This window comes from Enterococcus pallens ATCC BAA-351 (assembly GCF_000407485.1).
GTDB classification, from domain to species: Bacteria; Bacillota; Bacilli; order Lactobacillales; family Enterococcaceae; genus Enterococcus_A; species Enterococcus_A pallens.
Genome location: NZ_ASWD01000003.1, coordinates 349,998 through 376,370 on the forward strand (window position 1 = coordinate 349,998; position 26,373 = coordinate 376,370).

The following is a 26,373-nucleotide window of genomic DNA, read 5'->3' on the forward strand; positions in this document are numbered from 1 at the left end:
GTAAACTAAGATTTTTTGGCTTTTTTCTTACGAAGAATAAAACGAAACGGCGGATCTGCCGGCTGACGCATTGCATAAGACTCCAACAAATTAACCCGATGACGGTAACTATTGGCTTCAAAAGTGGAAATATCCCCGCTAACCTCATGCTCGTCAATAATTTTTCGTTCCAAATAATAGCCCCGCAGCAATTCCTTTGTATACAAAGGGTCCTGCTGAATCAAAATTGTACCAAAAAGGCCCTTTTTATTGACCTGATCCATTAAATTTTTGCGTTCCTCTACGAAGAAATCAATTAATTCCTCATCGTAAACATCTCGCAAATTTTCCAAGCTGTTTAAAATCGCCTGACTGTTCTGTAAAAAAACTTCTCGAACTGCCGAAACATCTCGTCGGTCAATCACACTTCGTTGGCCTCGTGCTCTGCGACGCTGCAAAAACAGCTTTGGATGCAGAATCACCCGAATAATTCGCTGTACCACAATCAGCCAAAAGCCTAAGAAGGAAAGCACCTGATGGGGAATCGAATTTTGAAAACGCGAAATAAACATCGAATACAAACGATAGGACTCAGTATTGATTTTCCGCCGCCGATAGCTCTCATCTAAGCCATCCCGCTCAATCGAAAGCATCAAAGCCTGTACTTCTTGAAATTCCTGCTGACTGCTTTCTGACATCGTTTCAGTAAAAAGCTCCTGTATGTGATCCTGATAATTAGTAATCACCGCCTGAATGGCAAAAACCTCCTGCTCACTCAGTTCAGGATTCTCAATATCCTCCTCTAAACAGGCAATTACCTCTCGATAAATTCCCGACTGACGCGGATTAGAAACCGGCGTTACTTCACCATCAGATAAAATGGGCAGTAAAATCATGCCCATAACTAAGCTTAAAAAGGTCACACAAGCAGTAATAAATAATAGCAAGGAACGTTCCGGAAAATCAATACCGCCAATCGTAGCCGGTAAGATAAAGATCGTTGCGATACTGACAGTTCCTTTAACGCCACCAACCGTCAAAAGCAGCCGCTCATGCAAATAATGATGGGTTTTTCTAAATCCTCGCGTAAAGGAATAGAACAAGGTAATAAATAGAAAACGAATCAAAAAGAGCAGGGCGGTAATCACCCCAACAATAAAGAACAAATGCACGTTGGAGTAGGTTTCACTATTCCAAATCGGGGAAAAAACTTGCGACAGCTCAATTCCCAAGAATAGAAAAACTAAGGCATTCAAGGTAAAGCTGATCGTCTGCCAACTTGTCTCGGTGACATTGGATAGTTCCGCATCGAATAGACTTATTTTACTAAATCGACGGGACTCCAGCACTCCACAAACTACCGCAGCAATGATCCCGGATGAATGAAACAGTTCTGCAGCCAAATAAGCTAAAAAGGGCAAGGTTAACTCAATTAGCAAATACCCGGTGATGTCTCGAGCAGAAATTCGCTCAATCAGCTGAATCGATTGCCGTTTAATGTAGACAACAACGATTCCTGCTAACACTCCTCCTAAAGTAGATAAGAGCAATGTCAAAGAAGCGTCCGCTGCGGAAAACTGCCCCGTCATTAAGGCTGCTACCGCGAACTGAAAGGCCGTAACGCCCGAGGCATCATTTAAAAGACCTTCACCCTCTAAAATATGCATCACCGAATCTGGCATTTTCAAACGCTTTGCCAACGAGTTGACTGCCACCGCATCAGTTGGTCCTAATGCCGCACCAAAAGCCAGACAGGCTGCCAGCGGAACTGTCGGCAGTAACCAATGCAAGGCAAAGCCTACGCCGGTTAAAGTCAAGATTACGCCTCCAAAGGCTAGGAACAAGATCGTTCCGCTGTGCTTTAAAATAGCCGGAATATCCGCTGTTTCTCCTTCCCGAAAAAGCAGCGGTGCAATAATCATTACCAAAAAAACCTCGGGCTCAAAATTGATAGAGCGGCCAATTTCAGTCAGCCCCAGCAAAATCCCTAGTACAATTTGGATCATAAACATCGGAATAGACGGAAACACCTTGGCCAGCACATTGGACAAAGTGATAGTTAAAGCAAGAAAGATAACGATCTCAATCAGGATCATTTAGTACCTCTAGCTTGCTTTTCTCTTACTTTAGCTAAAATTTTAAGAAATTCTGTTTTCTTGTCAATAATCCGTTTTTCCAGTTCACTCAATTCCTTTGAATCCTCATCCAAAGACAGCTGGGCCCGCTTGGCTTCCAGCCTTAACAAATCATGCTTCATTCGTTCTGTTTTACGATACAATAGCACATTATTCTTCTTCATATGTTGTTTAATTAATTTTCTTTCTTCTGGAGAACAATTGAGGTATTTGTCATGCAGCTGACGCATACGTTCATCAAATTCTGTACTCATCTCCACAGCCTCCTTGAGCTCTATTGCTTAAAACCCTTTACACTTTAACAGGAATTGGCAAATTTTGCAAAAAAATCTGAGTGAAGGATTTTCACTCAGATCTTTTCTTTACTCTTTATTTAGATCGCGAATCATTTGATCAATTTTTGAGCCATACTCAACAGACTCATCTAACTCAAACAATAATTCAGGTGTTTTGTAAATAGATAGTGCTTGACCAAGTTCTCGACGAATCAAGCCCTTTGCCTTGTCCAATCCATCCTGAGCTTTTTGTTTATCAGAAGCCTTATCTGACAACAGACTGTAAAAAATAGTCGCCTGCTGCAAATCTCCTGTCACACGTACATCCGTAATATTCACGTTTTGAACACGTGGGTCCCGGACACGTTTGCGCAAGATATCATTAACTTCCTTCAAAATCTCTTGAGCAACTCGACGATCTCGATAGTTAGGCATAAAAACTGCCTCCTTTGTTAGGCTTTCTTAATTTCTTGCATAATGAAGGCTTCAATTACATCATCCACCTTAAGATCATTGAAGTTTTCAACCATGGCACCACATTCGTAGCCCATCTTCACTTCTTTAACATCATCCTTGAAGCGTTTCAGGCTGGCAAGCTTGCCTTCGAAAATGACGATACTATCCCGAATAACCCGCACACCGCTATCGCGAGAAATGCTTCCTTCGTTCACATAGCAGCCGGCAATGGTTCCGACTTTAGAAACCTTGTATGTTTCACGAACAGTCATTTGACCAGTAATCTTTTCTTCATACTCTGGATCAAGCATACCCTTCATCGCTGTTTCAATTTCATCAATTGCTTGATAAATAATTCGGTGTAAACGAATATCAACTTCTTCGCCATCCGCTTGTTGTTTCGCTTGCGGAGTCGGTCTTACGTTAAAGCCGATAATGATCGCATTACTTGCCGCAGCTAGTGTTACGTCACTTTCATTGATGGCACCTACTGCTGAATGGACGATATTTACTCGTACTCCTTCAACATCGATTTTCTTCAATGACGCTGCTAATGCTTCAGCGGAACCTTGAACGTCAGCTTTGATGATTACGTTAACGTCCTTCAATTCGCCTTCTTTTAGTGATTCAAATAAGTTGTCTAAGGTTACCCGCGCGTTTGAACTGCGGTGTTCCAGCAAGGCACGTTTTGCCCGTTCTTCACCGGCTGCTCGTGCTGTTTTCTCATCTGCAAAGACAGCAAAGCGGTCTCCGGCTTGAGGAACATCATTCAATCCAGTAATTTCGACTGGTGTAGCTGGTCCAGCAGTTTTATCACGACGACCAATATCATTGGTCATCACGCGAACACGACCATAGGTATCCCCTACAACAATTGGATCACCAACGTTTAAAGTACCTTGTTGAACTAACAGCGTAGCTACAGGACCTTTTCCTTTATCCAAACGCGCTTCGATAACTGTACCGATTGCATTTTGAGTAGGGTCAGCCTTCAAATCTTCCACTTCTGCTACTAATAGAATCATTTCCAGCAATTCTTCAATATTTTGATTGAACTTCGCGGAAATTTCAACAAAGATGGTATCGCCGCCCCATGCTTCTGAAACTAATTCATATTCACTTAATTCCTGCATGACACGTTCAGGGTTTGCCCCTGGCTTATCAATTTTGTTCACTGCTACAATAATCGGCACTTTCGCTGCCTTGGCGTGGTTGATAGCTTCAACTGTTTGAGGCATAACCCCATCATCAGCTGCAACAACCAAAATAGTGATATCTGTGATACTTGCTCCTCGAGCACGCATGCTGGTGAAGGCCGCGTGTCCAGGGGTATCTAAGAACGTAATTGGTTTGCCGTTGATATCAATTTGGTAAGCACCAATATGCTGAGTAATCCCGCCGGCTTCACCACTAGTTACCCGTGAATGACGCAAGGTATCCAATAAGGTTGTTTTACCATGATCGACGTGCCCCATGATCGTAACAACTGGTGGGCGTGGCACTAGATTTTCTTCGTCTACTTCTTCCGTTTCAAAGAAGCGGTCAATATCAGCAATATCCACTTGAACTTTTTCTTGTGGTTCAATACCATAATCGGTTGCTAATAATTCGATTGTTTCCTTATCTAATGGTTGGTTTTGGTTAACCATTACACCCATCAAGAATAATTTTTTAATAATCTCAGCAGGCTCACGATAGATTTTTTTAGCGATATCCGCTACGTTCATGCCTTCAGTGTATTCCAATACTTCTGGCAATTCACGGAATTTACGTGGTGGCACTGCAGGTTTTTGGCTTTGCTGCTGTTTGCCTTTTTTACCCTTTTTATTAAATTTATTCTTGTTGCGGTTGCCGCCATAATTGTTACGGTTTTGGTTACCATAGCTATTGTTTCCGTAACTATTATTGCGGTTACGATTTTGGTTAGTACCGCCGCCTTGTGTATTTGAACGTTGAGCGCCCTGGCTTTGGTTGTTTGATTGACCTTGGCTAGCTGGACGTTGTCCACCTTGAACTTGATTACTTGGTCGTTGGCCTTGGTTGCTAGCTGGACGTTGGCCACCTTGGCCTTGGTTGTTTGGTCGTTGACCTTGGTTGCCGGCTGGACGTTGGCCACCTTGAACTTGATTACTTGGTCGTTGGCCTTGGTTGCTAGCTGGACGTTGACCGCCTTGGCTTTGGTTGTTTGGTCGTTGACCTTGGTTGCCGGCTGGACGTTGACCGCCTTGGCTTTGGTTGTTTGGTCGTTGACCTTGGTTGCCAGCTGGACGTTGTCCACCTTGACCTTGGTTGTTTGGTCGTTGACCTTGGTTACCAGCCGGACGTTGACCGCCTTGGCCTTGGTTGTTTGGTCGTTGACCTTGGTTGCCAGCTGGGCGTTGGCCGCCTTGGCTTTGATTATTTTGTCCTTGACGATTGTCCCGATTCGGACGATTTTGTTGGTTATTGTTTGAATTTCTCACGCTGTCTTGATTTCCTTTTCTATTTTGGAAATTTGGGTTATTTTTAGAGCTCTTAAATTTAGGTTTTTCGTGCTGGTTAGCTGACGGTTTTGCTTGAGTATTTGCTGGTTTTGGTTGTTGTGCATTTCCAGTAAAAGCCTGCTTCAATTTTGACTCGTCATCACTTGAGAGAGCTCCCATGTGGTTAACAACATTAATTCCTAATGTGTTAGCCTTGTCTACAACATCCTTACTTGATCGATTGATTTCTTTGGCAAATTCATATACTCGTTTTTTTCCCATGCAATCACCTTCCTAACCTTGTATTAACGACACCATCTTTTTAGCAAAGCCTTGGTCCATCACCCCAATTACTTTACGAGGTTTGCCAATAGCGGCTGCTAACTCACTTTCTGTGAATTCAATCAGACAGGTCGTTTGATAAAAATTGCTTTTATCTGTTACTTTTTTTTTCGTATTTTCACTGGCGTCAGAAGCAACTAAAACCAACGCAGCTTTTTGTCTGCGAATTTCGTTAATGGTCAGTTCTTCCCCAGTGATCAGTTTGCCTGCACGCATTGCCAGGCCCAATAAGTTTAAGGCCTTTTGTCTATTCATTGCCGAAGAGCTCTCTTCTGGCTTTTTGATGGGTTACATAATCTAAAAGCTCTTGGTAAAAGTCATCGGAAAGCTCAATTTCTAGAACTCGATCCAACACTTTCTTCTTCCAAGCTTGTTCCACTTCCTCCGGCTCGATAGCAACATACGCGCCTCTGCCAGGTTTCTTCCCAGTAGGATCAATGGAAACTTCGCCTTCTTTTGATTTTGCAATCCGAATCAACTCTTTTTTCGGTTTCATTTCGCCAGATACGACGGATTTACGTAAAGGAACTTTTCTCTTTTTCATAAAAAACCTCCTACGTGACTACTCTTCTTCCTGATCAAAAGCAACATTTTCAATGTCGTCTTCTGTCATATCAGGAGTAATTTCAGTTGGTTCTTCTGTCTGTTCTTCAGTGTGTTCTTCTGCATACCCCTCTGGATTTTCCAATCTTTCTGCAAATCCTTCAGGGAACACGCTTTGAAGAGCTTCTGGACTTTCATCAAAATCGCCATCGTCATAATTCGCATAGAATTCTTCCATGTCTGATTCTGATTTGATATCAATCTTGTGACTCGTTAACTTCGCTGCTAGACGTGCGTTCTGTCCTCGTTTGCCGATTGCTAATGACAATTGGTAATCAGGTACCACAACGGTACACACCTTAGGATTTTCAGTATCAAAAATTACATCCTCAACCTGAGCCGGATTTAAAGAGTTAGCAATAAATACTGCTGGATCTTCATTCCACTCAACAATATCCATGTTTTCACCCTTTAATTCATTAACGATTGCTTGAACCCGTTGCCCTTTAGGACCTACACACGTTCCTACTGGATCAATGTTAGGATCATTGGAACGAACCGCAACTTTCGCACGGTCGCCGGCTTCTCTGGCAATGCTGACAATTTCAACAATTCCGTCGTATACTTCTGGAACCTCTTGTTCAAATAGTCGGCGCAGCAAGTCTGGATGACTGCGACTTACAAAAACCTGTGGGCCCTTTGACGTATTTTCTACTCGAGAAACATACACTTTAATGCGATCATGAGGTTGATAGAATTCATTAGGCATTTGATCTTGTTTAGAAAGAACAGCTTCGATTTTTCCTAAGTTTACATAGATGTAGCGGTTGTCTTGACGTTCAACAACCCCTTGCATAATGTCTTTTTCATAGGCACTGTATTCATTGTAAATAATGTTGCGTTCCGCCTCACGGACACGCTGCAGGATTACTTGCTTAGCAGTTTGAGCAGCTATACGGCCGAAATCCTTTGGTGTAACTTCAAAGCGGATCATATCACCGATTTCGTAAGCTGGATTAATGGTCATTGCTTCCTTTAAAGAAACTTCCAATTGTGAATCCATTACTTCCTCAGTGACTTCTTTTACTGCATATACATGAATGTCGCCTTTTTTCTCATCAAATTGAACTTCCACGTTTTGTGACTGTCCGTAATGACGTTTGTATGCAGAAACCAAAGCTGCTTCTAAGGCATCAATGACGATTTCTTTAGAAATGCCCTTCTCTGCTTCTAAAGTATTCAATGCATTCAGCATTTCTTTACTCATTTTTCTTCCTCCTAAAACTCGATTGCAAGACGTGCTTTTGCAATATTGCTTCTGTCAAAAGTGATGTCTTTGGTGCGCGTCTTGATTTTGACTGTCAATGTTAGTTGTTCCTTGTCTAATTCCTTCAAGTAACCATCATATTGCTTCTGGCCATCCACGTTTTGGTAAAGAGAGACATGAATGTACTGTCCTAGTGCATTCTGGTAGTCTTCCTCTTTTTTCAATGGACGTTCTGCTCCTGGAGAGGATACTTCAAGAAAATACGCTTGAGGGATTGGATCGGGATCTGCTTGATCCAGTTTTTCACTCAATTTTTCGCTGACAAATGCACATTCTTCAATGTCAATGCCACCTTCTTTGTCAATGAACACTCTCAAAAACCAATTTTTTCCTTCTTTAACAAATTCAACCTCTACCAATTCAAAGTGTTGTTCCTCTAAAATCGGCATCACTAAATCAGTGATGGTTTCGACTACGCTGCTCAAGCTGTCAGCCTCCTTCTTGCTTTCAATCCATTAAAAAGAGTGAGCGAAAATTCCGCTCACTCACCTTCAGTGTCTGATTACATTGTAATAATACCACAGTTGCAATGAAAATTCAACCAACCCATTTTCATAAGAAGAGATTGCTTTCAGTTTTCCTATGGTATTTATCGATTTCTTTACATATCGAATAATGAAAGTTGATTTTCATCTGGTAAATCCTTTAGTACACCTTGCGCATCCATGTACTCAATCAAGGTTTTAGAAACCTTCCCGCGACTAGCTAGATCTTCCTTGGATAAGAAAATCCCATCCTTGCGTGCTTCACAAATTTGCTTAGCCACGTTCATTCCTAAACCTGGTACTGCTCTAAATGGTGCAATCAATGTATCACCATCAATAACAAAGTCAGTAGCATCAGATTTGTACAAATCAATCATGCCAAAGTTAAAGCCTCGTTCCAGCATTTCATTACACAATTCCAAAACGGTCAGCTGATTTTTCTCTTTTGTGCTTGCATCCATGCCTTTATCAGTAATAGCCTTCATTGAAGCTTTTACTGCATCTTTGCCTTTAGCCATGGCAACCAAATCGAAGTCGTCCGCCCGAACAGAAAAATAAGCACAATAATAAAGAATTGGATAATACACTTTAAAGTACGCTACCCGCAACGCCATCAGTACATAAGCTGCGGCATGGGCTTTCGGAAACATGTACTTAATTTTTGAACAAGAATCAATGTACCATTCCGGCACGTTGTTTTCCCGCATGGCTGTCAAATAAGTTTCCCGCAGCTCATCAGGGATTTTATTCCATTGTCCTTTACGTACGGTTTCCATGATTTTGAAGGCCATTCCGCTATCTAAGCCAGCATGCATCAGATAAACCATGATGTCATCCCGACAGCCGATAACGTTGGCTAATGTTGCATCTCCGCGACGAATTAATTCCTCGGCATTACCTAGCCAAACGTCGGTACCGTGGGACAGTCCTGAAATCTGCAGCAGCTCAGCAAAGGTTGAAGGATGCGTCTCCTCCAGCATGCCTCGCACAAAACGAGTACCAAACTCTGGAATCCCTAAAGTACCGGTTTTAGAATAAATCTGATCTGGCTCTACTCCTAAAACTTGCGGACCAGCAAAAATCTTCATTACTTCAGGATCATCGGTTGGAATGGTTTTAGGATCAATTCCTGACAACTCCTGCAGCATCCGAATCACCGTCGGATCATCGTGTCCAAGTATATCCAGCTTCAAGACATTATCATGAATCGAGTGGAAGTCAAAGTGGGTGGTTTTCCATTCTGAATTTTGATCATCCGCTGGATATTGAATCGGTGTGAAGTCATAAACATCCATATAATCTGGAATAACAATAATCCCGCCTGGGTGCTGACCAGTCGTTCGTTTAACCCCGGTAGCTCCTTTAGCTAACCGATCGATTTCCGCTCCGCGAAAATGCAGGTTGTGATCCCGTTCGTAGCCCTTCACAAAGCCATATGCTGTTTTATCAGCAACTGTACCGATCGTTCCCGCTCTAAATACATAATCTTCACCAAACAATACTTTAGTATAGTTATGAGCTTCTGCTTGGTAATCCCCTGAGAAGTTCAAATCGATATCGGGAACTTTATCCCCGTGGAAGCCTAGGAAAGTTTCGAATGGGATATCATGACCATCCTTATGCAAACGTGCACCACATTTAGGGCAGGCTTTCTCAGGCATATCAAAGCCTGAACCATACGAACCATCTTCAAAAAACTCCGAATATTGACACTCTGGACAATAATAATGCGGCGGCAATGGATTAACCTCAGTAATCCCAGTCATAGTAGCCACAAAACTAGAACCAACTGATCCCCGTGACCCTACTAAATAACCATCCTGATTACTCTTATGCACCAGCTTTTGCGAGATCAGATAGATTACCGAGAAGCCGTTGCCGATGATCGAATCTAGTTCCTTCTTCAACCGTTTTTCAATCACCTCTGGCAATGGGTCGCCGTAAAGCTCTTTTGCCCGGTTGTAACTCAATTGCTTAATTTCTTCTTCTGAACCCGGAATCTTAGGCGTGTAAAGCTCATCCTTAACGGGAACAATTTCTTCGCAGGTGTCGGCTATCAAGTTCGTATTTGTAACTACGATTTCCTGTGCCAGCTCTTCACCTAGAAAAGCAAAAGCTTGCAGCATTTCATCAGTTGTCCGGAAATGAACATCCGGCAAGCTGTGACGATTCAATGGATTGGCCCCACCCATAGAGCTAATCAAAATCTTGCGGTAAATAGCATCCTCTTTATTTAAGTAATGCACATCCCCAGTAGCAACTACCGGCTTTTCAAGTTCCTTACCAATTTGAACTAGATTGCGAATAATATCCTCTAAATCAGACTCATTTTTTACCAATTCCTGTTCCAGCAATGGGGCATAGACAGCTTTTGGCATCACTTCGATATAATCGTAAAAAGCAGCTCGATTCTTCGCTTCCTCGACCCCTTTTTGCATCATGGCTTCAAAAATTTCACCCTGCGCACAGGCCGAACCCACCAAAATATTTTCCCGCAGTTTTTTCAACTGAGAACGGGGAATCCGCGGCACTCGCTCATAATAATCAACATTCGACATAGAAATCAGTTTAAACAGATCTTTTAACCCGTCCTGATTTTTAGCCAGCAGAGTCGCATGGAATGGACGTGCTCGTTTATAAGAATCGCCTTCGCCAACATGATCATTCAATTGATCGTGGTAAAGCATTCCGTGTTTTTCCATGGCTTCCTTGACAAATATCCAACCTAAATGACCGGTGGCCTCCGCATCGTAAACCGCTCGGTGATGCTGTTCCAAATTGACGCCGAATTTTTTCGTTAACACACCTAAACCAAAACGTTTGAATTCTGGATATAGGTAACGGGCCAACTCCAACGTATCAATTACCGGATTAGGTGTTTCTGAAATACCGTGACGAACATAGCTCGTATTCAAAAAGCCGATATCGAACGCCGCGTTGTGGGCCACCAAAATTGTGCCTTCACTGAATTGCTCAAACAGCTGCAGCACTTCTTTTTCTGATTTAGATCCGCGAACCATTTCATCAGTAATCCCGGTTAAATTAATTGTTGTTTCGGACAAAGGATGCCCAGGATCAATAAATTCTTCAAAGGTATCAATCACGTTTCCTTTGTGCATTTTAACAGCTGCCAATTCGATAATCGTATCGTAAACAGCCGATAATCCAGTGGTTTCCACGTCAAATACAACATAAGTAGCATCCGTTAAAGCAATATGCTGGTCATTGTAGGCGATTGATACGCCGTCATCAACAACGTTGGCTTCAACTCCATAGAGAATCTTAACACCAGCCTTTTTCCCTGCCGCATGGGCATCGGGAAAGGCCTGAGCACCAGCATGATCCGTAATGGCAATTGCTTTATGTCCCCACTTGCCCGCCTGTGCCACAAGATCACCAATATGATTAGTAGCATCCATGGTACTCATGTTGGAGTGCAAATGCAGTTCCACTCTTTTTTCTTTTCCATAATCCTTACGGTCAGGGTGCTTCACTTCTTGAATATCTTGGGCGTTCATAACTAAATCCCGCATGAAGGTATCTTCTTGTACACTTCCCCGCACCCGAATCCAGCTTTTTTCGCTAATTGCATCAAAAATCTTTTCATCTTTTTCGCCATTAGAAAATTTCTTCACGACAAAGGAAGAGGTGTAATCCGTCATTTTTAAAATCAAGATTTTACGTTTTGAACGCAATTCACGAACCTCTTTATCAAAAATAAAGCCTTCGATAGTTACTCGTCGCTCTTCTTCGATGATATTCCCCATAGGCATGATCGCTTCATCCGCTGGAATGTTGCGCCCCATTTGAATCGGCCCGTCAAAGGCTGCTTCAGATTTTTCCTTCTTCTTGGCTTCATGCTGCGCCATTGTCTCGGCTGCTTTCTCTTGGAAAGCCGCATCTTGTTCCTGCTTGCGTTCTTCAAACAGCTTCAAGACCCGTTCCTGCTGTACCTCGTCTACCTCAGGATCAATCCGCAGTTTAGGAAAACCATAAGAAACCAGATTTTCTTCAATTAATGGCAAATACTGCTGCTTCAAGAAAGGAATAACCGTTTGATTATCAATCAAAAGCACAATCCGTTTGTCTTGTACAACCGGCAGCGGCTTACTTAAAACTTGTTTCACTAACGGCGTGTCGCAATCCTGTTCACTCAATGCCAAACGCCAGTAATGCTGCAGCAATTCTTCATCGAATTGGGAGTCGGCTGCTTCGATATGTAATTTGACTTGGGCAATTGACTGAAAGGCCAATACCAATTTCTGGTGAAAGGCATAGTATAGCTTCGCTGGCAAAATTTGCGGTGTTTGAATAAAAAATTCCCACACTCGTGATTTTTCATGGACCACGACTTCTCTAATTTCTCCTGCTTGAATTAGCGGATGCTGCTGGTCCTCATCGCTCAGCTCAATTTGACGCAATAAATTTTCGAATAATTCCCGATTTTGAGACAAAAGAACATCTCCTTCACTTTTTTCAAGTACTATTTAGTATAACTGTTTTTTTAGTGCTTTGCATTAAAATTATCCCATCAAGCCACAAGCTTAAACTTAATAATCTACGTGCTAATCCAATCAAAAAAAGAACCCGCCGCAGCGAGCTCCTCGATGATCTAAAAGAAGAAACGAGAAATGTCATTCCAAGTAACTAGAATCATTAGTACCATAATAAAGACAAAACCAGCCATTGTAATCATGCCCTCTTTTTCTGGATCCATTGGTTTCCCACGTAATGCTTCAATAATGTTTAACAAAATCTTTCCGCCGTCAAAAGCTGGAATTGGCAACAGATTGACAATCCCCAAATTGACTGACAAAAAGGCCATTAAGGAAATCACTGTTCGAACACCTTGGCTAGCTGCCTGAGAAGACAACTGATACATCATTACTGGACCACCTAATTTATTAAGGCTGAAACCAGTGAATAATGAACCCAAAGCTTTAAAGATTTGAGTCACTACATTCCAGCTTTGAGTCACTCCGCCAATTATCTTGTCCATAAACCCAGTCTTCATATAAGCACTAATACCGATTTTCCCGATTTTTTCACCATTGACTTTTGAAGTTTCCGGCGTTAAAGAAAGAGTCTTCTCTTGCCCATTTTCACTAGCAATTACCGTTACTTCTTTACCAGGATTCTTCTGAATTTCAGTCGTCAAATCCTCCCAAGAAGAAACCTTCTTGTCGTTGATTTGAACAATACGGTCATTTTCCTTTAAACCAGCTTCAGCTGCCGGACTGCCTGCTTCAACCGGACCTATCTGATTCGTATTATAAACTGGCACACCGCCAGTCATGAAAGCCAAGGCAATAAACAAAATAACTGTCAAAATGAAATTATTCATGGGACCCGCAAAGTTGGTTAAAATACGTGCGCCAACTTTTGCTGACTGGAATTGCACATCTCTTGGTGCAATCCGAACCTCGGTGCCATTTTCTTCAATAACTGTTGCATTGTGATTAACAGTATACTCAACTTCCTGGCTCTCATCACCATTCTCATAGCCCTTAATGGTTAAGTCGTCCACTAAATCAGCCGCAATCAACTCTAAAGGAATACTATTAGGCAGCTGAACCTTTTTGCTTACATTGATTCGCTGAACCTGACCCTGCGCATCCAGTTCTAAAGACATCGGCATCCCAGGACTCAATTCCGTTTCTTCATCTTCCAAGCCAGCCATCCGCACATACCCGCCGATTGGCAACAAGCGCAAGGTATAAGTGGTACCATCTTTGCCCATGTGCGCATAAATTTTAGGTCCCATTCCGATCGCAAATTCTCTAACTAAAATACCGGCACGTTTGGCAAAGAAAAAATGGCCAAATTCGTGAACGATAACTAATACTCCAAAAACAATTAAAAATGTAATTACTGTACGCATAAGCTTACCTGCCTTTAGCTTTTTATTAGAGTTAGTGTATCATAAAATCATAAAAAAAAAGCTCCAAAAGCGAGCTTTTTAAAAAACACCTAACAAATGCATCATAGGAAAGACAAAAAGCATACTGTCAAAGCGATCCAAAATACCGCCATGTCCAGGTAAAATATTGCCAGAATCCTTTACATCAAAATGTCGTTTAATCGCCGATTCCACTAGGTCGCCAAATTGACCAACTACGGAAAAGACAATGGTAAACACTAGCATAGTTGCTAAATTATGTTGTGTTAAGTTCGGCTGCAAAATCAGAAAAATGACTGCTACAGCTAAAGCACTGGCGATACCGCCTAAAGCACCCTCGATCGTTTTGTTAGGAGAAATCTCCGGCCAAAGCTTCCGTTGTCCAAATTTGCGTCCAACCATATAAGCTCCAATATCAGTTGCCCAAACAATAAAGAACGCAAAGATAATCATTGCTAAGCCTTCTGAACGAGCAATCACTAAATTTTGGAATCCTACTCCTGCATACAAGCTGGCAATCACCGGAAAACCAGCTTCGTCAATGGTATAGGTATTTTTAGATACGACTGAAAATCCTAAAATAATCATTACTGTTAAATAAAATAATAAGAAATTTCCAGATGTATCATTTAAAAAGGGAAACCAACGCTCTGCCGGCAGTACTAAAAATACCGCCCCTAAAATAGAAAGCACCCCTTCAAAGCTTAAAATTGCTAAACCCTTCATACGGAATAGTTCATATACTCCTACACCAGCTAAAGCTGCTGCTGCCAGTTCGATTGCAATTCCTCCCACATACAAAATTGGCAAAAAAATTGCTAAGGCTACTACAGCCGTTATTACTCGTTGTCTCATTTAGTATCCTCCTTGTTTAACCCGCCAAAACGACGATTGCGGTTTTGAAATGAAGCGATCGCAGTCTCTAAATGAGCCCCGTCGAAATCAGGCCACAAGGCTTTGGTGAAGAATAACTCACTATACGCCAATTGCCACAATAGAAAATTACTGATGCGCTCCTCGCCGCTGGTGCGAATCACCAATTCAGGATCCCGCAGATCCTCAGGCAAAAATCCGGTCATTAAATGACTAGCAATCGTTTCTTCATTAATCTCTTCAGGTTTCAATTGATCCTGTTCAACTTCTTTCGCAATCGCTTGAACTGCGCTGACAATTTCAGCTCGACTGCCGTAGTTTAAAGCAAAATTTAACACTAAACCATCATTGGAAGCTGTTTGATCAATCGCTCGTTTAACCGCATCCTGTGTATGAGCAGGAAGATATTCCTCATACCCCATCACCTTCACTTGGACATTTTCGGCAATCAATTCTGGAACAAATGTATCAAAAAAATCCACTGGTAATTGCATCAAAAATTTCACTTCATCTTCAGGACGTTTCCAATTTTCCGTCGAAAAAGCATAGAGGGTCAGCACTTTTATCCCTAATTTATTCGCATACTTAGTAATGCGCTTAACTGTTTCCATCCCCTCTTTGTGCCCTGCCACACGAGGAAGACGTCTGTTTTGTGCCCAACGTCCATTTCCGTCCATAATAATAGCCACATGTTTAGGAATCGCACCTTCTGGATTAAATGTCAGTTCACTTTCCTCTGGTGTATACTTCTCTTTTTGTGGAAAAAAACGTAATACCATTAATTTTCCTCCTCAATTCATTTTTATTCAAGACAAATACCATCCGATCACTGTTTTAGCTTACACAAACAGCCGGACTGGCAACTCATTTGCCATTATAGCAATAAACCTAAGGCTTGCATACGTATAACCGCAGGTATTTAGTTTTTTTCAAACATTTGCATCAAGAGAATCGATAAATTATTTATCACTAACGTGTGTGCTTTACTGCAACAAATGAAGTTTATTCCAATAAAAAAGCAACTGTCCAGGGTGCTGAACAGTTGCCTAAACTTCTAATTAAACTTCTAATAGTTCTTTTTCTTTTTCACTAACGATTCTGTCGATTTCTTTGACACTGTCATCCGTTAATTTTTGGATGTCTTTTTCCATGTTGCGCAAATCGTCTTCTGTGATATCACCGTTTTTCTGTTGCTTTTTGTAATCATCCATCGCATCACGACGTACGTTACGGACCGCAACCTTCGCATTTTCAGCTTCTTTTTTCACTTCTTTAGCCAATTCCTTGCGGCGTTCCTCGGTCAATTGAGGGATCACTAAACGAATAACGTTGCCGTCGTTCGCAGGATTTAAGCCGATATCACTAGCTAAAATAGCTTTTTCAACGTCTTCAATCGTGCTTTTGTCAAATGGTGTAATCATCAAGACACGTGCTTCTGGCACAGAAATTGATGCCAATTGATTTACAGGTGTCGGTGCACCGTAATAATTCACAGTGATACGATCCAACAAGCTAGCATTCGCACGACCAGCACGAATTTGTCCTAGTTGACGTTGCAAAGATTCTTCTGCTTTTTTCATTTTTTGTTTTGCTTCGTTCATTACTGCATCTGCCATGTTATTTCCCCCTTACAGTTGTTCCGATATTTTCGCCCTGAACAACTCGTTTAATATTTCCTGGTTCGTTTAAATTGAAGACAACAAGTGGAATATCATTGTCCATACTTAGTGAACTTGCGGTTGAATCCATTACTTGCAATCCTTTAGAAATGACATCCAAGTGTGTCAATTCGTCAAATTTAATTGCATTTTGATCCAGTTTTGGATCTGCAGAGTAGACACCATCTACATTGTTTTTCGCCATTAAAATTACATCCGCATTGATTTCAGCTGCACGTAACGCAGCAGTTGTATCTGTTGAGAAATAAGGGTTGCCGGTACCGCCAGCAAAGATCACAATCCGTCCCTTTTCCAAATGACGCTCTGCTTTACGACGAATATATGGTTCAGCAATTTGACGCATTTCAATTGAGGTTTGTACACGTGTTGGCACATCGATGTTTTCTAATGCATCTTGTAAAGCTAGTGCATTCATCACTGTTGCCAGCATACCCATATAATCAGCCTGAGCACGTTCCATACCCATTTGAGCACCGATTTGTCCCCGCCAAATGTTGCCGCCGCCGACAATAATGGCCATTTCGATTCCTAGCTCATGAACCTCTTTGATTTCTTGAACGATGTCTTGAATAATTGGCGGATTAATGCCAAATTTTTCCTCGCCAGCTAATGCCTCACCACTAAGTTTAAGTACTACTCGTTTGTATTTCGGTTCTTTCATTTCGATTCCCCCACTGTCACTTATAGCCATTTTAGCATATTCTGCTTTGATTGAAGCCATTTTTATCTGATTTCGCTTAAAAAAAGGGAGCGCAATTTCACATGCGTTCCCGACTGTTAAAAAACAGAATTATTTTTTCACTTGGCTCATAACTTCTTCAACAAAGTTATCTTCACGTTTTTCGATACCTTCGCCAACTTCAAAACGTACGAAGCCTTCAACAGAAGCGCCTTTTGAAGCAACGTATTTTTCGACAGTCATGTCAGGATCTTTAACGAATGGTTGGTCAACTAAAGAAATTTCTGCTTTAAATTTATTTAGACGGCCCACAACCATTTTTTCAACGATTTTTTCAGGCTTGCCTTCGTTTAAAGCTTGTTCGGTTAAGATAGCTTTTTCATGATCCAATTCTTCTTGAGGAATTTGAGATTCATTTACATAACGAGGGTTGATTGCTGCAACGTGCATTGCTACATCTTTAGCAACTTCTTCGTCAGTAGTTCCATCTAAAACGGTCAATACAGCGATACGTCCGCCCATGTGCAAGTATCCGCCAAAAGCAGCATTGTCGCCTTTTTCCAATACTTTGAAACGACGGAAGCTGATTTTTTCACCGATAACTTGAGTAGCTTCGATTAATTCTTCAGCAATTGTGCCTTTTGAAGTTTTTAATTCCATTGCTGCATCCATGTCAGCTGGTTTGTGTTCAGCCACTAATTCAGCAATTTCTTTTACTAAGTTTTGGAACATTTCATTTTTAGAAACAAAGTCAGTTTCTGAGTTTACTTCAACGATTGCTGCAGCATTACCATGAACAGCAACTGAAGCTAAACCTTCAGCAGCAATGCGGTCATTTTTCTTAGCAGCTTTAGCCATACCTTTTTCACGCAAAAGATCGACAGCTTTTTCAATGTCGCCTTCTACTTCTACTAATGCTTTTTTAGCATCCATCATACCTACGCCAGTCATGTCGCGTAGTTCTTTTACTAACTTAGCTGTTACCTGTGCCATCTTCATGGGCCTCCTCTAATTTTTTAAAAAAGCTGCTTCAAAGGTTGTTATTTTCTTTGAAGCAGCTTGAGCTACGAAATTATTCTGCTGATTCAGTAGAAGCGTTGTCGCCTTCTACAACATCAACGATTTCTTCGATTGAAGTTGCTTGTCCGCCATCTTCTGTAACGAAGTCTGCTTCAGCTACTTGATCTTCACCTTGGTTGCCTTCGATAAATGCATCAGCCATTTTAGCAGTGATTAATTTCACGGCACGAATAGCATCGTCATTTGAAGGGATTACTACGTCGATTTCATCTGGATCGCAGTTTGTATCAACCATTGCTACGATTGGAATGTTCAATTTATGTGCTTCTTGAACAGCAATACGCTCTTTACGAGGGTCAACGATATACATTACATCTGGAATTCTAGGCATATCAGCGATACCGCCTAAGAATTTTTCTAAACGTTCACGTTCTTTATTTAAACCAACAACTTCTTTTTTAGGCAATACTTCGAAAGTACCGTCTGCTTCCATAGCGTTGATGTTTTTCAAACGAGCAATACGTTTTTGAATAGTATCCCAGTTAGTCAAAGTTCCGCCTAACCAACGGTGGTTAACGTAAAATTGACCAGCGCGAGTTGCTTCTTCTTTAATTGCTTCTTGTGCTTGTTTTTTAGTACCTACGAACAATGCAACGCCGCCGTCTTCAGCAACATTTTTCATGTAGTCGTAAGCTGCATCTACTAATTTCACTGTTTTTTGCAAATCAATGATGTAGATTCCGTTTCTTTCTGTGAAGATGTATTTCTTCATTTTTGGGTTCCAGCGACGAGTTTGGTGACCAAAATGTACGCCGGCTTCTAGTAATTGTTTCATAGACAATACTGACATGTTTTGTTTCCTCCAATTTGGTTTTTTGTTCCCTCTCTTAATCGTCAAACTCAGCGACAGACTTCCAACGAAGCACCCTGCTGCTAATAAAATTAAGATGTGGATTTGTCTGTGGTCGCCCACACACAATTAGTAATTATACAGTAGGTCTAGATAGAAATCAATCATTTTCCGCTAATTTAGCAACTAAAAGAATCTGATTAATATTTATCGAATTAATCTGTCAATGCCAGGCTTTTCTGTTATAATTGTTGCATAAAAATCGATTAGGAGAATTTTTATGCGTAAAAAAGATCGCCATGAATTAATCAAGCAAATCATAGCCACTCATTCTATTCGCAATCAAAGCGAACTGATGACCTATTTGGAGGAGCAAGGGGTTGTTGCTACCCAAGCCACGATTTCTCGCGACATCCGTGATTTAAAAATTGTAAAGACCATTGATGAAGATGGCAATCCACGTTTCGAACTGTTCCAAGAGCCTAATCAAACTTCGGATGATGAAGACACCAAACGTTTAGTTAGAATGATTGACGAAGTGATTATAAAAGTCGAACGTGTCCAATTCATGACAGTGATTCAAACCCTTCCTGACAACGCCAATCTTTTAGCAGCAGTCTTGGACGATTTATCCTTCCAATCAATTGTAGCAACGATGGCCAGCTTCGACACAATCATTATCATTTCAAGAACAGATGAGGATGCGCAACAAGTTGCAGCTTTCTTGAAAGATCCTCATTCTACAACCATTAATTGAGACAAAAGACGCCAAAAACGGCGTCTTTTCTTTATTAATTTTCTGGAATAATAAGCTCCCCAGCAATAATCCTTTCTTTTGCTTTTGCAACTGCTTTAGCAGCTTCGTCGGTTAATTGTCCATTCGTTAAATCCACTCCAGCTTCCTTAAGACCAAAAACTAAATGATCTCCACCAGGAAATTTCTGATTGTATCTAGCCTCAGCTATTTCTGATACTGCGGCACCAACATTTTTTAAGGTAGAGGTTAAGGTAAAATTATCCGATTGTCCTTCTGATGTCTGGTACTCACCTTCATCATTTTGATCACGATCCACGCCAATCACCCAGACCTTTTGAGTATTCTCCCGTTCATTGCGGGCTTTAGCCTCCTGAAAAACGCCCGCTCCAGTACTGCCAGCGGCCTGATAAATAATATCCGAGCCTTCCTCGTACATTGAAGAAGCCATTGCCTTTCCACGATCCGGTGCATCATAAGAGGCCGCATATCGGCTGTCAACAGCTATTTCCTTTTGCAAAGCCTTAGCCCCATCTTTTACGCCCTTTTCAAATCCTGTTTCAAAACGTTGAATCACCGGCCCTTCCATACCACCAATAAATCCCACTCGATTGGTTTCAGTTGTGTAGGCCGCGGCAATCCCGGCTAAATAAGCACTTTCTTGATCCTTGAAGGTAGCAGAAACGACATTTTTCTGGTTTTCAATTTCTCCATCCACTAAAGCAAAATCTAAATTAGGATTAGCTTCAGCTGCTTCCTTTATTGCATCGGCTTGTAGATAACTCAAACTGATAATCGTGTTGAAGCCATTCTCTACCGCCTGATTCACATTTGTACTATTGTCCTGAGGCTCATTCGTTTCTATATATAGGAAGTCTTTTTTCTCTTTTAATCCCTTTTCCTTGCCCCAGTCCTTTAATCCTTCCCATCCTGCTTGATTGAAGGAACGGTCGTCTACTCCACCAAAACCTAAAATTAGTGCAATTTTTGGCGCATCTTTTTCTTCTATAGTTTGCGCTTCTTTTTGTCCACAGCTAGCTAATAATAAAACCATACCAAGTAATAAACTTAAACGTAAAAACTTCATCAACAGGTCCCTCTTTCTCCTACTATATGTCTTGACACTTGTAACTGTCGATAAGTATACCATAGCCATTGTGTCTTGACACCTTTATTATTAAAAAGACCCTTAACATTGTTTACACAAACATAACAAACTTTATTTTATCTTTTCACAACCTTGATTATACCTTTACAAAGCTTCGCTATACTTCAATCAAAGGAAAGAACTTCCATTGAAATTCTATTGAAAGAGTAACAAAAAATACATTAAGGAGCTGATTATTATGTTGAGGCTGGAAAATATCTCTAAAAGCTTTCATCAAACTGCAGTTTTAGAAGAGATCAACTTAGAAATCAATACTGGAGAAATTGTGTCTATTTTAGGGCAGTCGGGATCAGGCAAAACAACATTGCTAAATATCATTTTAGGTTTAGAGGAGCCTAGCAGCGGGCAATTATTCTTTCGCGAAGAAGATATTACCCATACACCCATGGAGAAACGACCGTTTAACATCGTATTCCAAGACTATGCCCTATTTCCAAATTTGACTGCTTATCAAAATCTGACTTACGGCTTAAAGAATAAGAAAAATTGTTCTTCAGATGAAGAGGTTCAAGAATTAATCCAGTTATTAAATTTGGAAAAGCATCTAGATAAACCGATTCAGCAATTATCTGGAGGACAAAAACAGCGGGTTGCTTTAGGGCGGACCTTAGTCATGAAGCCTGATCTATTGCTGTTAGACGAACCATTAAGTGCACTCGATGGTGTGATCAAAGAATCCATTAAGGAGAAAATTCAGGAAATTGCTCGAAAGCTTGCTTTAACAATTATCATCGTAACCCATGATCCGGAAGAAGCTTTAACTATGTCGGACAAAATTGTCGTCCTTGACAATGGAAAAATCGCCCAGTGCAGTTCACCAGTAGAGATTATGACCCAAGCTTCCTGTCATTTTGTACAGGAATTTATCATTAATCAATTAGTGGTTAAACAACAAAACATTCAGCAAATTTTCCAACAGGCTTTGAAGCGGGCGGAAACATGAAAAAGGTTTGGTCATTAAAAAGAATAACCAGTGGTTTTATTCTGGTTTTCTTTCTCATCTTTTTAGTTTTACCGTTAGGAAAAGTAGTCATGACGGCTTTGTCAGTGGAGAATGGCACCCTAGTAGAAAGTCTAAAGCAGTTTTTTGATCAAAAGTGGCAGTTATCTTTTTTAAACAGTTTGAAATTTTCCTTGATTGCAGCCAGCTGTTCTACACTTTTAGGTTTCTTTCTTGCCTACGGAAATAATTTTACAAATGCCGGCAAACGCTTTTTGAAGGTTAATACTAGCATTTTACAGTTTCCTATGCTGCTGCCAACTATCACTTACGGTTTCGTTTTAATTTATGCTTTTGGCAAGCAAGGTCTCTGGACTAAATTGCTGCAGCATGAATGGTTCAATATTTATGGTTCAATTGGAATTTTATTAGGATTCATAATCTATACGCTGCCGCCTATTTTTCTTTTAATAAATAACTCTATGGCGTATTTGGACAACCGACTATTTATCGTTTCACGATTGATGGGGGATTCTTGGTGGCAGTCTTTGCATCGGACCGTACTTAGTCCCCTCTATCGCGTTTTAGCTGTCGCTTTTCTTCAAGGCTTTTTTATGTCCTTTACTGATTTTGGAATTCCTAGTGCAGTTGGTGGCCAAACACCCTTTATCACAACACTGCTCTACGACGGCTTTATGGGAACCATTCCTGATTTTCAATATGGCTCATTGGTTGCATTAACGATGCTCTTTCCTTCTATTATAAGTATTCTAATTTTGAATCATCTTCAGAAGAAAGTTGTTCGTTATGAGAAACCTCAAGCCTTGGTCTTAAAGAAGAATCGATTTAGAGATTGGGCTTTTCGCAGTCTCTTTATTCTGACGTCTACCTTTATTTTAGGAGTCTTTCTGATTCTGCTGGTTATTCCGTTTTTAACTAATTGGCCTTTTGATCTGCAGCCAACTTTACAGAACTTTGCAGCCTTTCTGCAGGATGATAGTTTATTGACTACCTTGAAGAATTCTTTACTAATGGCTTTGCTGACTGCTGCTATTGGTACAATTTTCGCTTATTTCGCAGCCTTAATGACTTCTAGAGAAAAGAAAATCTATAAGATTAATCAACTCATTGACAGTGTGTCAACTATCACCAATTCAATTCCCGGAATGGTTTTAGGGGTAGCCTATCTGCTGATTTTTTCCAGCAGCAGCCTTCATAACACGTTAATGATCTTAGTAATTGTAACAGTAGTTCACTACTTTGCTACTCCTTATCAAATGGCTAAAGAAGCTTTGCAAAAGATGAACCTTAACTGGGAAAACACCGCAAAATTGATGGGGGATCGATGGATTACCACCGTTTGGCGAATTTTAATTCCTAATTCTAAACTGACAATTGTCGATATGTTTTCCTATTATTTCTTTAATGCCATGGTAACAATTAGTGCGGTGGTCTTTTTAACCAGCGCCAATACAATGATTATTACCGCCAAGCTGAAAGAATTACAGCACTTTGGCCGGTTTAACGATATTTTCATGCTTTCTTTATTTTTGCTGCTGATTAATTTGATCATGCAGCTGCTTACTCAACTTATCAAAAGGAGATTAACAAATGAACAGAAAAAGAATTCTTGCTTTCCTTGGTTGTACCGCCTTAGCCCTATTATTAAGCGCCTGCAGCAACGGTAATGCTGCAAACGAAAAAGTCATCATCTACACCAATGCAGATGAAGAACCTGTCGAAGTAATCAAAGATGTTTTAGACAAGAATGGTTTTGAAGACAAATACACGCTTCAATCCTTTGGAACTTCTGAACTGGGCGGCAAATTATTGGCAGAGGGGTCCAATATTGAAGCAGATTTAGTAACGATGAGTACCTTTTACTTAACCAGTGCCCAAAAGAAAGAAGAAATGTTCAAGGATTTGAAACTGACGGTTGATCCGTTAAACGAAATCCCCGCCTATGCAGCACCTTTTACTGTACAGGAGGGAACAATTTTCTACAACACTGACATCATGAAAGAGCTACATCTGCCTGTTCCAAAAAGCTTAAAAGATTTGGCTGATCCTCAATATGAAGGTGTCTTGGCCATTTCTGACATCAAACAGTCTTCAACGGCTTGGCTGCTATTTCAAGCGCTCATTGATACTTATGGCGAAGATGAAGCTAAAACTATTTTAAAGGATATATATGCCAATGCTGGGGACCATCTAGAAAGCTCTGGTTCTGGGCCTATTAAGAAAGTTCGTTTAGGAGAAGTTGCTCTTGGATTTGGTTTGCGCCACCAAGCGGTAAAGGACAAAAACGAAGGACTGCCGATCGAATATGTGGAACCTGAGGAAGGAACCTATACCTTAACCGAATCATTAGCAATAATTAACAAAGGTGACGACACCAATCCTGAAGCTGAAAAAATGTTGAATACAATTATGGAAAAAGGACGAAGCGATTTACTGGCTATTTATCCTAGTCCTATCTATGACGGTGAAGAAGCTGATAGTATTCAAGTAGCAGACAACCAAAAAGTATTTCCTGAAGACTTAACAGCTGAATTGTTAGAGCAGCACCAAAAATTAGTAGATTGAGAGGCTTATCATGCATTATAAACTATTAACTCCAGGTCCTTTGACCACCACCATGACAGTGAAAAAGGCAATGCTGACTGATCAGTGCACTTGGGATCAGGACTATAAAGAAATCACCCAAGAAATCCGTCGGCGTTTACTAGAACTAGCTGAAGTTTCGGCAAAAGAATATACTACCGTTTTGATGCAAGGTAGTGGATCATTTGGTGTAGAAGCGGTCTTGAGCTCGATGATTACTTCCGAGGATCATCTGCTTATTTGCACAAATGGTGCTTACGGCCAGCGTATGGCAACCATGTGTCAGCGGCACAATATTACTCATACCATTTACCAAGTACCAGAAAATGACGTTCCTAAGGCGGAAGCTGTCCAAAAACTATTAAATGACTACCCAAGCATTTCAGCCATCGCAATGGTTCACAGTGAAACGACCTCAGGGATTCTTAATGAGTTAGATGAGATTGCTGCCATTGCCAAGGTAAACGATCTTTTGTTTATTGTCGATGCAATGTCCAGCTTCGGTGGGATTCCTTTGAATGTTTCAGAGCTGGACATTGATTTTCTAATTTCCAGCTCAAATAAATGTATTCAAGGTGTTCCCGGTTTTTCCTTTATCATTTGTAAAAAACATGAACTGGAAAAACGAAAAGGTCACGCTCGGACGCTTTCACTAGACTTATATGATCAATATCAGGTGATGGAAAAAGACGGGAAATGGCGATTCACCTCCCCTACTCATACCGTACTAGCTTTCTTGCAAGCTCTAAAGGAATTAGAATTGGAAGGTGGGATCGAGCAGCGTTATTTACGCTATTTAACCAATAATCATCTATTGCGACAAAAAATGAGTGAATTAGGTTATGAGACGTTTATTCAGAAACATCAGGGACCGTTTATTACCTCATTTCTTTATCCTAAAAATCGACCATTTAATTTCAATAACTTTTATCATCATCTGAAGCATAACGGGTTTGTGATTTATCCAGGAAAAATCAGCGACCACGACTGCTTCCGCATTGGGAATATCGGCGAAATATATCCGGAAGATATTCATCGCTTAGCAGAGATCATTGAAAAATATTCGGAGGTAGCTTATGTCAGTTAAAACAATTATTTTTGATTGGGCTGGAACAACCGTTGATTTCGGTTGTATGGCCCCAGTAATTGCCTTTAAAAAGGCTTTTGCCGAAAAAGGTATTACCCTATCCCTTGACGAAATTCGTGAACCCATGGGTAAATTAAAACGGGAACATATTAAAATCTTACTGGATCTCCCTTCTGTTCAGGAACAATGGCTGAATACTTATCAACAGTTACCCCAAGCTGTTGATGCCGAAGCTCTTTATAAACGATTTGAAGCTTTCCTTTTTGAGGATTTAGCTGAATATTCAACATTGAAGCCAGAAACAGCTGAGGTTATTCAGCAACTACAAGCAAATGGATTTAATATTGGATCAACCACCGGTTATACAAGCGAAATGATGAAAGTTGTCACCGAGGCTGCCAAAAAATCTGGCTACCAGCCAGATTTTATGATCACTCCTGATGCAGTGGGCAATTTAGGGAGACCTTATCCCTACATGATCTATCAAAACATGCAATACTTTAAAAATCAGTCTGTAACAGAAGTTGTAAAGGTCGGTGATACTATCACCGATATTCAGGAAGGAAAGAATGCAGGTGTGTTCACGATTGCCGTTGTAGAGGGCAGTTCAGAAATGGGCTTATCCTTAGAAGAATATACTAGTTTGTCAGTGTCAGACAAAGAGCAGTTAATACAAAAGGTAATGGATCGTTTTTATCAAGCTGGCGCTGACCTTTGCATTCTTAACTTGACGGAGCTTTTAGATTATTTTATCCATGATAAAGAGTTATTGGGAAAAGGGAGTGTATCCGTTTAATAAATAAAACCCGCACATCC

23 protein-coding genes are annotated in these 26,373 nt (G+C 40.8%); 6 read left to right on the plus strand and 17 right to left on the minus strand.

Annotation, left to right across the window (positions count from 1 at the left end; translation table 11 throughout):
* Positions 1-5 precede the first annotated feature (5 nt).
* The 16 genes from I588_RS14215 to rpsB all read right to left on the minus strand — a co-directional run bounded on the left by I588_RS14215 (position 6) and on the right by rpsB (position 19,004).
* Positions 6-2,075: a cation:proton antiporter gene (locus I588_RS14215; RefSeq protein WP_010759446.1), complete on the minus strand. Its 2,070-nt coding sequence runs from the start codon at positions 2,073-2,075 to the stop codon at positions 6-8.
* Positions 2,072-2,368, minus strand: coding sequence for a hypothetical protein (locus I588_RS14220; RefSeq protein WP_010759447.1), 297 nt, complete (start codon positions 2,366-2,368; stop codon positions 2,072-2,074). Before I588_RS14220 ends, I588_RS14215 begins: the two co-directional genes overlap by 4 nt.
* Before the next feature lie 108 nt (positions 2,369-2,476).
* The gene (gene rbfA / locus I588_RS14225; RefSeq protein WP_010759448.1) at positions 2,477-2,824 is read right to left on the minus strand and encodes a 30S ribosome-binding factor RbfA; all 348 of its coding nucleotides are present in this window, start codon (positions 2,822-2,824) and stop codon (positions 2,477-2,479) included.
* A gap of 17 nt (positions 2,825-2,841) precedes the next feature.
* Positions 2,842-5,589 (minus strand): translation initiation factor IF-2, encoded by a 2,748-nt coding sequence (infB, locus tag I588_RS14230; RefSeq protein ID WP_016250064.1) that lies wholly within the window; start codon positions 5,587-5,589, stop codon positions 2,842-2,844.
* 12 nt (positions 5,590-5,601) lie between these two features.
* Positions 5,602-5,904, minus strand: a complete 303-nt coding sequence (locus I588_RS14235; protein ID WP_010759451.1) for a YlxQ-related RNA-binding protein — start codon at positions 5,902-5,904, stop codon at positions 5,602-5,604.
* Entirely contained in the window at positions 5,897-6,193 is a 297-nt protein-coding gene (rnpM, locus tag I588_RS14240) for an RNase P modulator RnpM (RefSeq protein ID WP_010759452.1), read from the minus strand. The genes I588_RS14235 and rnpM overlap by 8 nt, the downstream gene beginning before the upstream one ends.
* An 18-nt stretch (positions 6,194-6,211) precedes the next feature.
* Positions 6,212-7,459 (minus strand): transcription termination factor NusA, encoded by a 1,248-nt coding sequence (gene nusA / locus I588_RS14245; protein ID WP_010759453.1) that lies wholly within the window; start codon positions 7,457-7,459, stop codon positions 6,212-6,214.
* 11 nt (positions 7,460-7,470) lie between these two features.
* On the minus strand, positions 7,471-7,944 hold the full coding sequence (gene rimP / locus I588_RS14250; RefSeq protein ID WP_010759454.1) for a ribosome maturation factor RimP: 474 nt from the start codon (positions 7,942-7,944) through the stop codon (positions 7,471-7,473).
* Between the two features lie 176 nt (positions 7,945-8,120).
* Positions 8,121-12,458 carry a PolC-type DNA polymerase III gene (locus I588_RS14255; RefSeq protein ID WP_010759455.1) on the minus strand — a complete coding sequence of 1,446 codons (4,338 nt, stop codon included), beginning with the start codon at positions 12,456-12,458 and terminating at the stop codon, positions 8,121-8,123.
* 158 nt (positions 12,459-12,616) lie between these two features.
* The gene (rseP, locus tag I588_RS14260; RefSeq protein ID WP_010759456.1) at positions 12,617-13,885 is read right to left on the minus strand and encodes an RIP metalloprotease RseP; all 1,269 of its coding nucleotides are present in this window, start codon (positions 13,883-13,885) and stop codon (positions 12,617-12,619) included.
* A 78-nt stretch (positions 13,886-13,963) separates the two neighbouring features.
* Positions 13,964-14,758, minus strand: a complete 795-nt coding sequence (locus I588_RS14265; protein ID WP_010759457.1) for a phosphatidate cytidylyltransferase — start codon at positions 14,756-14,758, stop codon at positions 13,964-13,966.
* Complete coding sequence (gene uppS / locus I588_RS14270; RefSeq protein WP_010759458.1) at positions 14,755-15,555, minus strand: undecaprenyl pyrophosphate synthase; 801 nt, start codon at positions 15,553-15,555, stop codon at positions 14,755-14,757. Before uppS ends, I588_RS14265 begins: the two co-directional genes overlap by 4 nt.
* A gap of 279 nt (positions 15,556-15,834) precedes the next feature.
* Positions 15,835-16,392, minus strand: a complete 558-nt coding sequence (gene frr, locus I588_RS14275) for a ribosome recycling factor (RefSeq protein WP_010759459.1) — start codon at positions 16,390-16,392, stop codon at positions 15,835-15,837.
* Between the two features lies 1 nt (position 16,393).
* Positions 16,394-17,116: a UMP kinase gene (gene pyrH, locus I588_RS14280; RefSeq protein ID WP_010759460.1), complete on the minus strand. Its 723-nt coding sequence runs from the start codon at positions 17,114-17,116 to the stop codon at positions 16,394-16,396.
* 129 nt (positions 17,117-17,245) lie between these two features.
* A complete protein-coding gene (gene tsf, locus I588_RS14285) occupies positions 17,246-18,127 on the minus strand; it encodes a translation elongation factor Ts (RefSeq protein WP_010759461.1) in 882 nt (293 codons plus the stop codon).
* A 79-nt stretch (positions 18,128-18,206) separates the two neighbouring features.
* On the minus strand, positions 18,207-19,004 hold the full coding sequence (gene rpsB / locus I588_RS14290; RefSeq protein ID WP_010759462.1) for a 30S ribosomal protein S2: 798 nt from the start codon (positions 19,002-19,004) through the stop codon (positions 18,207-18,209).
* 280 nt (positions 19,005-19,284) lie between these two features.
* On the opposite strand from rpsB, the gene I588_RS14295 reads away from it, so the two are divergent.
* Positions 19,285-19,761, plus strand: a complete 477-nt coding sequence (locus I588_RS14295) for an arginine repressor (protein ID WP_010759463.1) — start codon at positions 19,285-19,287, stop codon at positions 19,759-19,761.
* Positions 19,762-19,795: 34 nt separating this feature from the next.
* Here the strand turns inward: I588_RS14295 and I588_RS14300 are convergent, their stop codons facing one another.
* A complete protein-coding gene (locus I588_RS14300; RefSeq protein WP_010759464.1) occupies positions 19,796-20,845 on the minus strand; it encodes a BMP family lipoprotein in 1,050 nt (349 codons plus the stop codon).
* 259 nt (positions 20,846-21,104) lie between these two features.
* Here I588_RS14300 and I588_RS14305 point away from each other — a divergent pair, with 259 nt between their 5' ends.
* From I588_RS14305 to phnX, 5 genes are read left to right on the plus strand one after another with little or no spacing between them, the layout of a single operon-like run.
* Positions 21,105-21,869: an ABC transporter ATP-binding protein gene (locus I588_RS14305; RefSeq protein ID WP_010759465.1), complete on the plus strand. Its 765-nt coding sequence runs from the start codon at positions 21,105-21,107 to the stop codon at positions 21,867-21,869.
* The gene (locus tag I588_RS14310; RefSeq protein ID WP_010759466.1) at positions 21,866-23,554 is read left to right on the plus strand and encodes an ABC transporter permease subunit; all 1,689 of its coding nucleotides are present in this window, start codon (positions 21,866-21,868) and stop codon (positions 23,552-23,554) included. Before I588_RS14305 ends, I588_RS14310 begins: the two co-directional genes overlap by 4 nt.
* The gene (locus I588_RS14315) at positions 23,478-24,452 is read left to right on the plus strand and encodes an extracellular solute-binding protein (protein ID WP_034694389.1); all 975 of its coding nucleotides are present in this window, start codon (positions 23,478-23,480) and stop codon (positions 24,450-24,452) included. Before I588_RS14310 ends, I588_RS14315 begins: the two co-directional genes overlap by 77 nt.
* A 10-nt stretch (positions 24,453-24,462) precedes the next feature.
* Positions 24,463-25,557: a 2-aminoethylphosphonate--pyruvate transaminase gene (gene phnW, locus I588_RS14320; RefSeq protein WP_010759468.1), complete on the plus strand. Its 1,095-nt coding sequence runs from the start codon at positions 24,463-24,465 to the stop codon at positions 25,555-25,557.
* Positions 25,547-26,353, plus strand: a complete 807-nt coding sequence (gene phnX / locus I588_RS14325; protein WP_010759469.1) for a phosphonoacetaldehyde hydrolase — start codon at positions 25,547-25,549, stop codon at positions 26,351-26,353. The genes phnW and phnX overlap by 11 nt, the downstream gene beginning before the upstream one ends.
* The last annotated feature ends 20 nt before the right edge of the window (positions 26,354-26,373 follow it).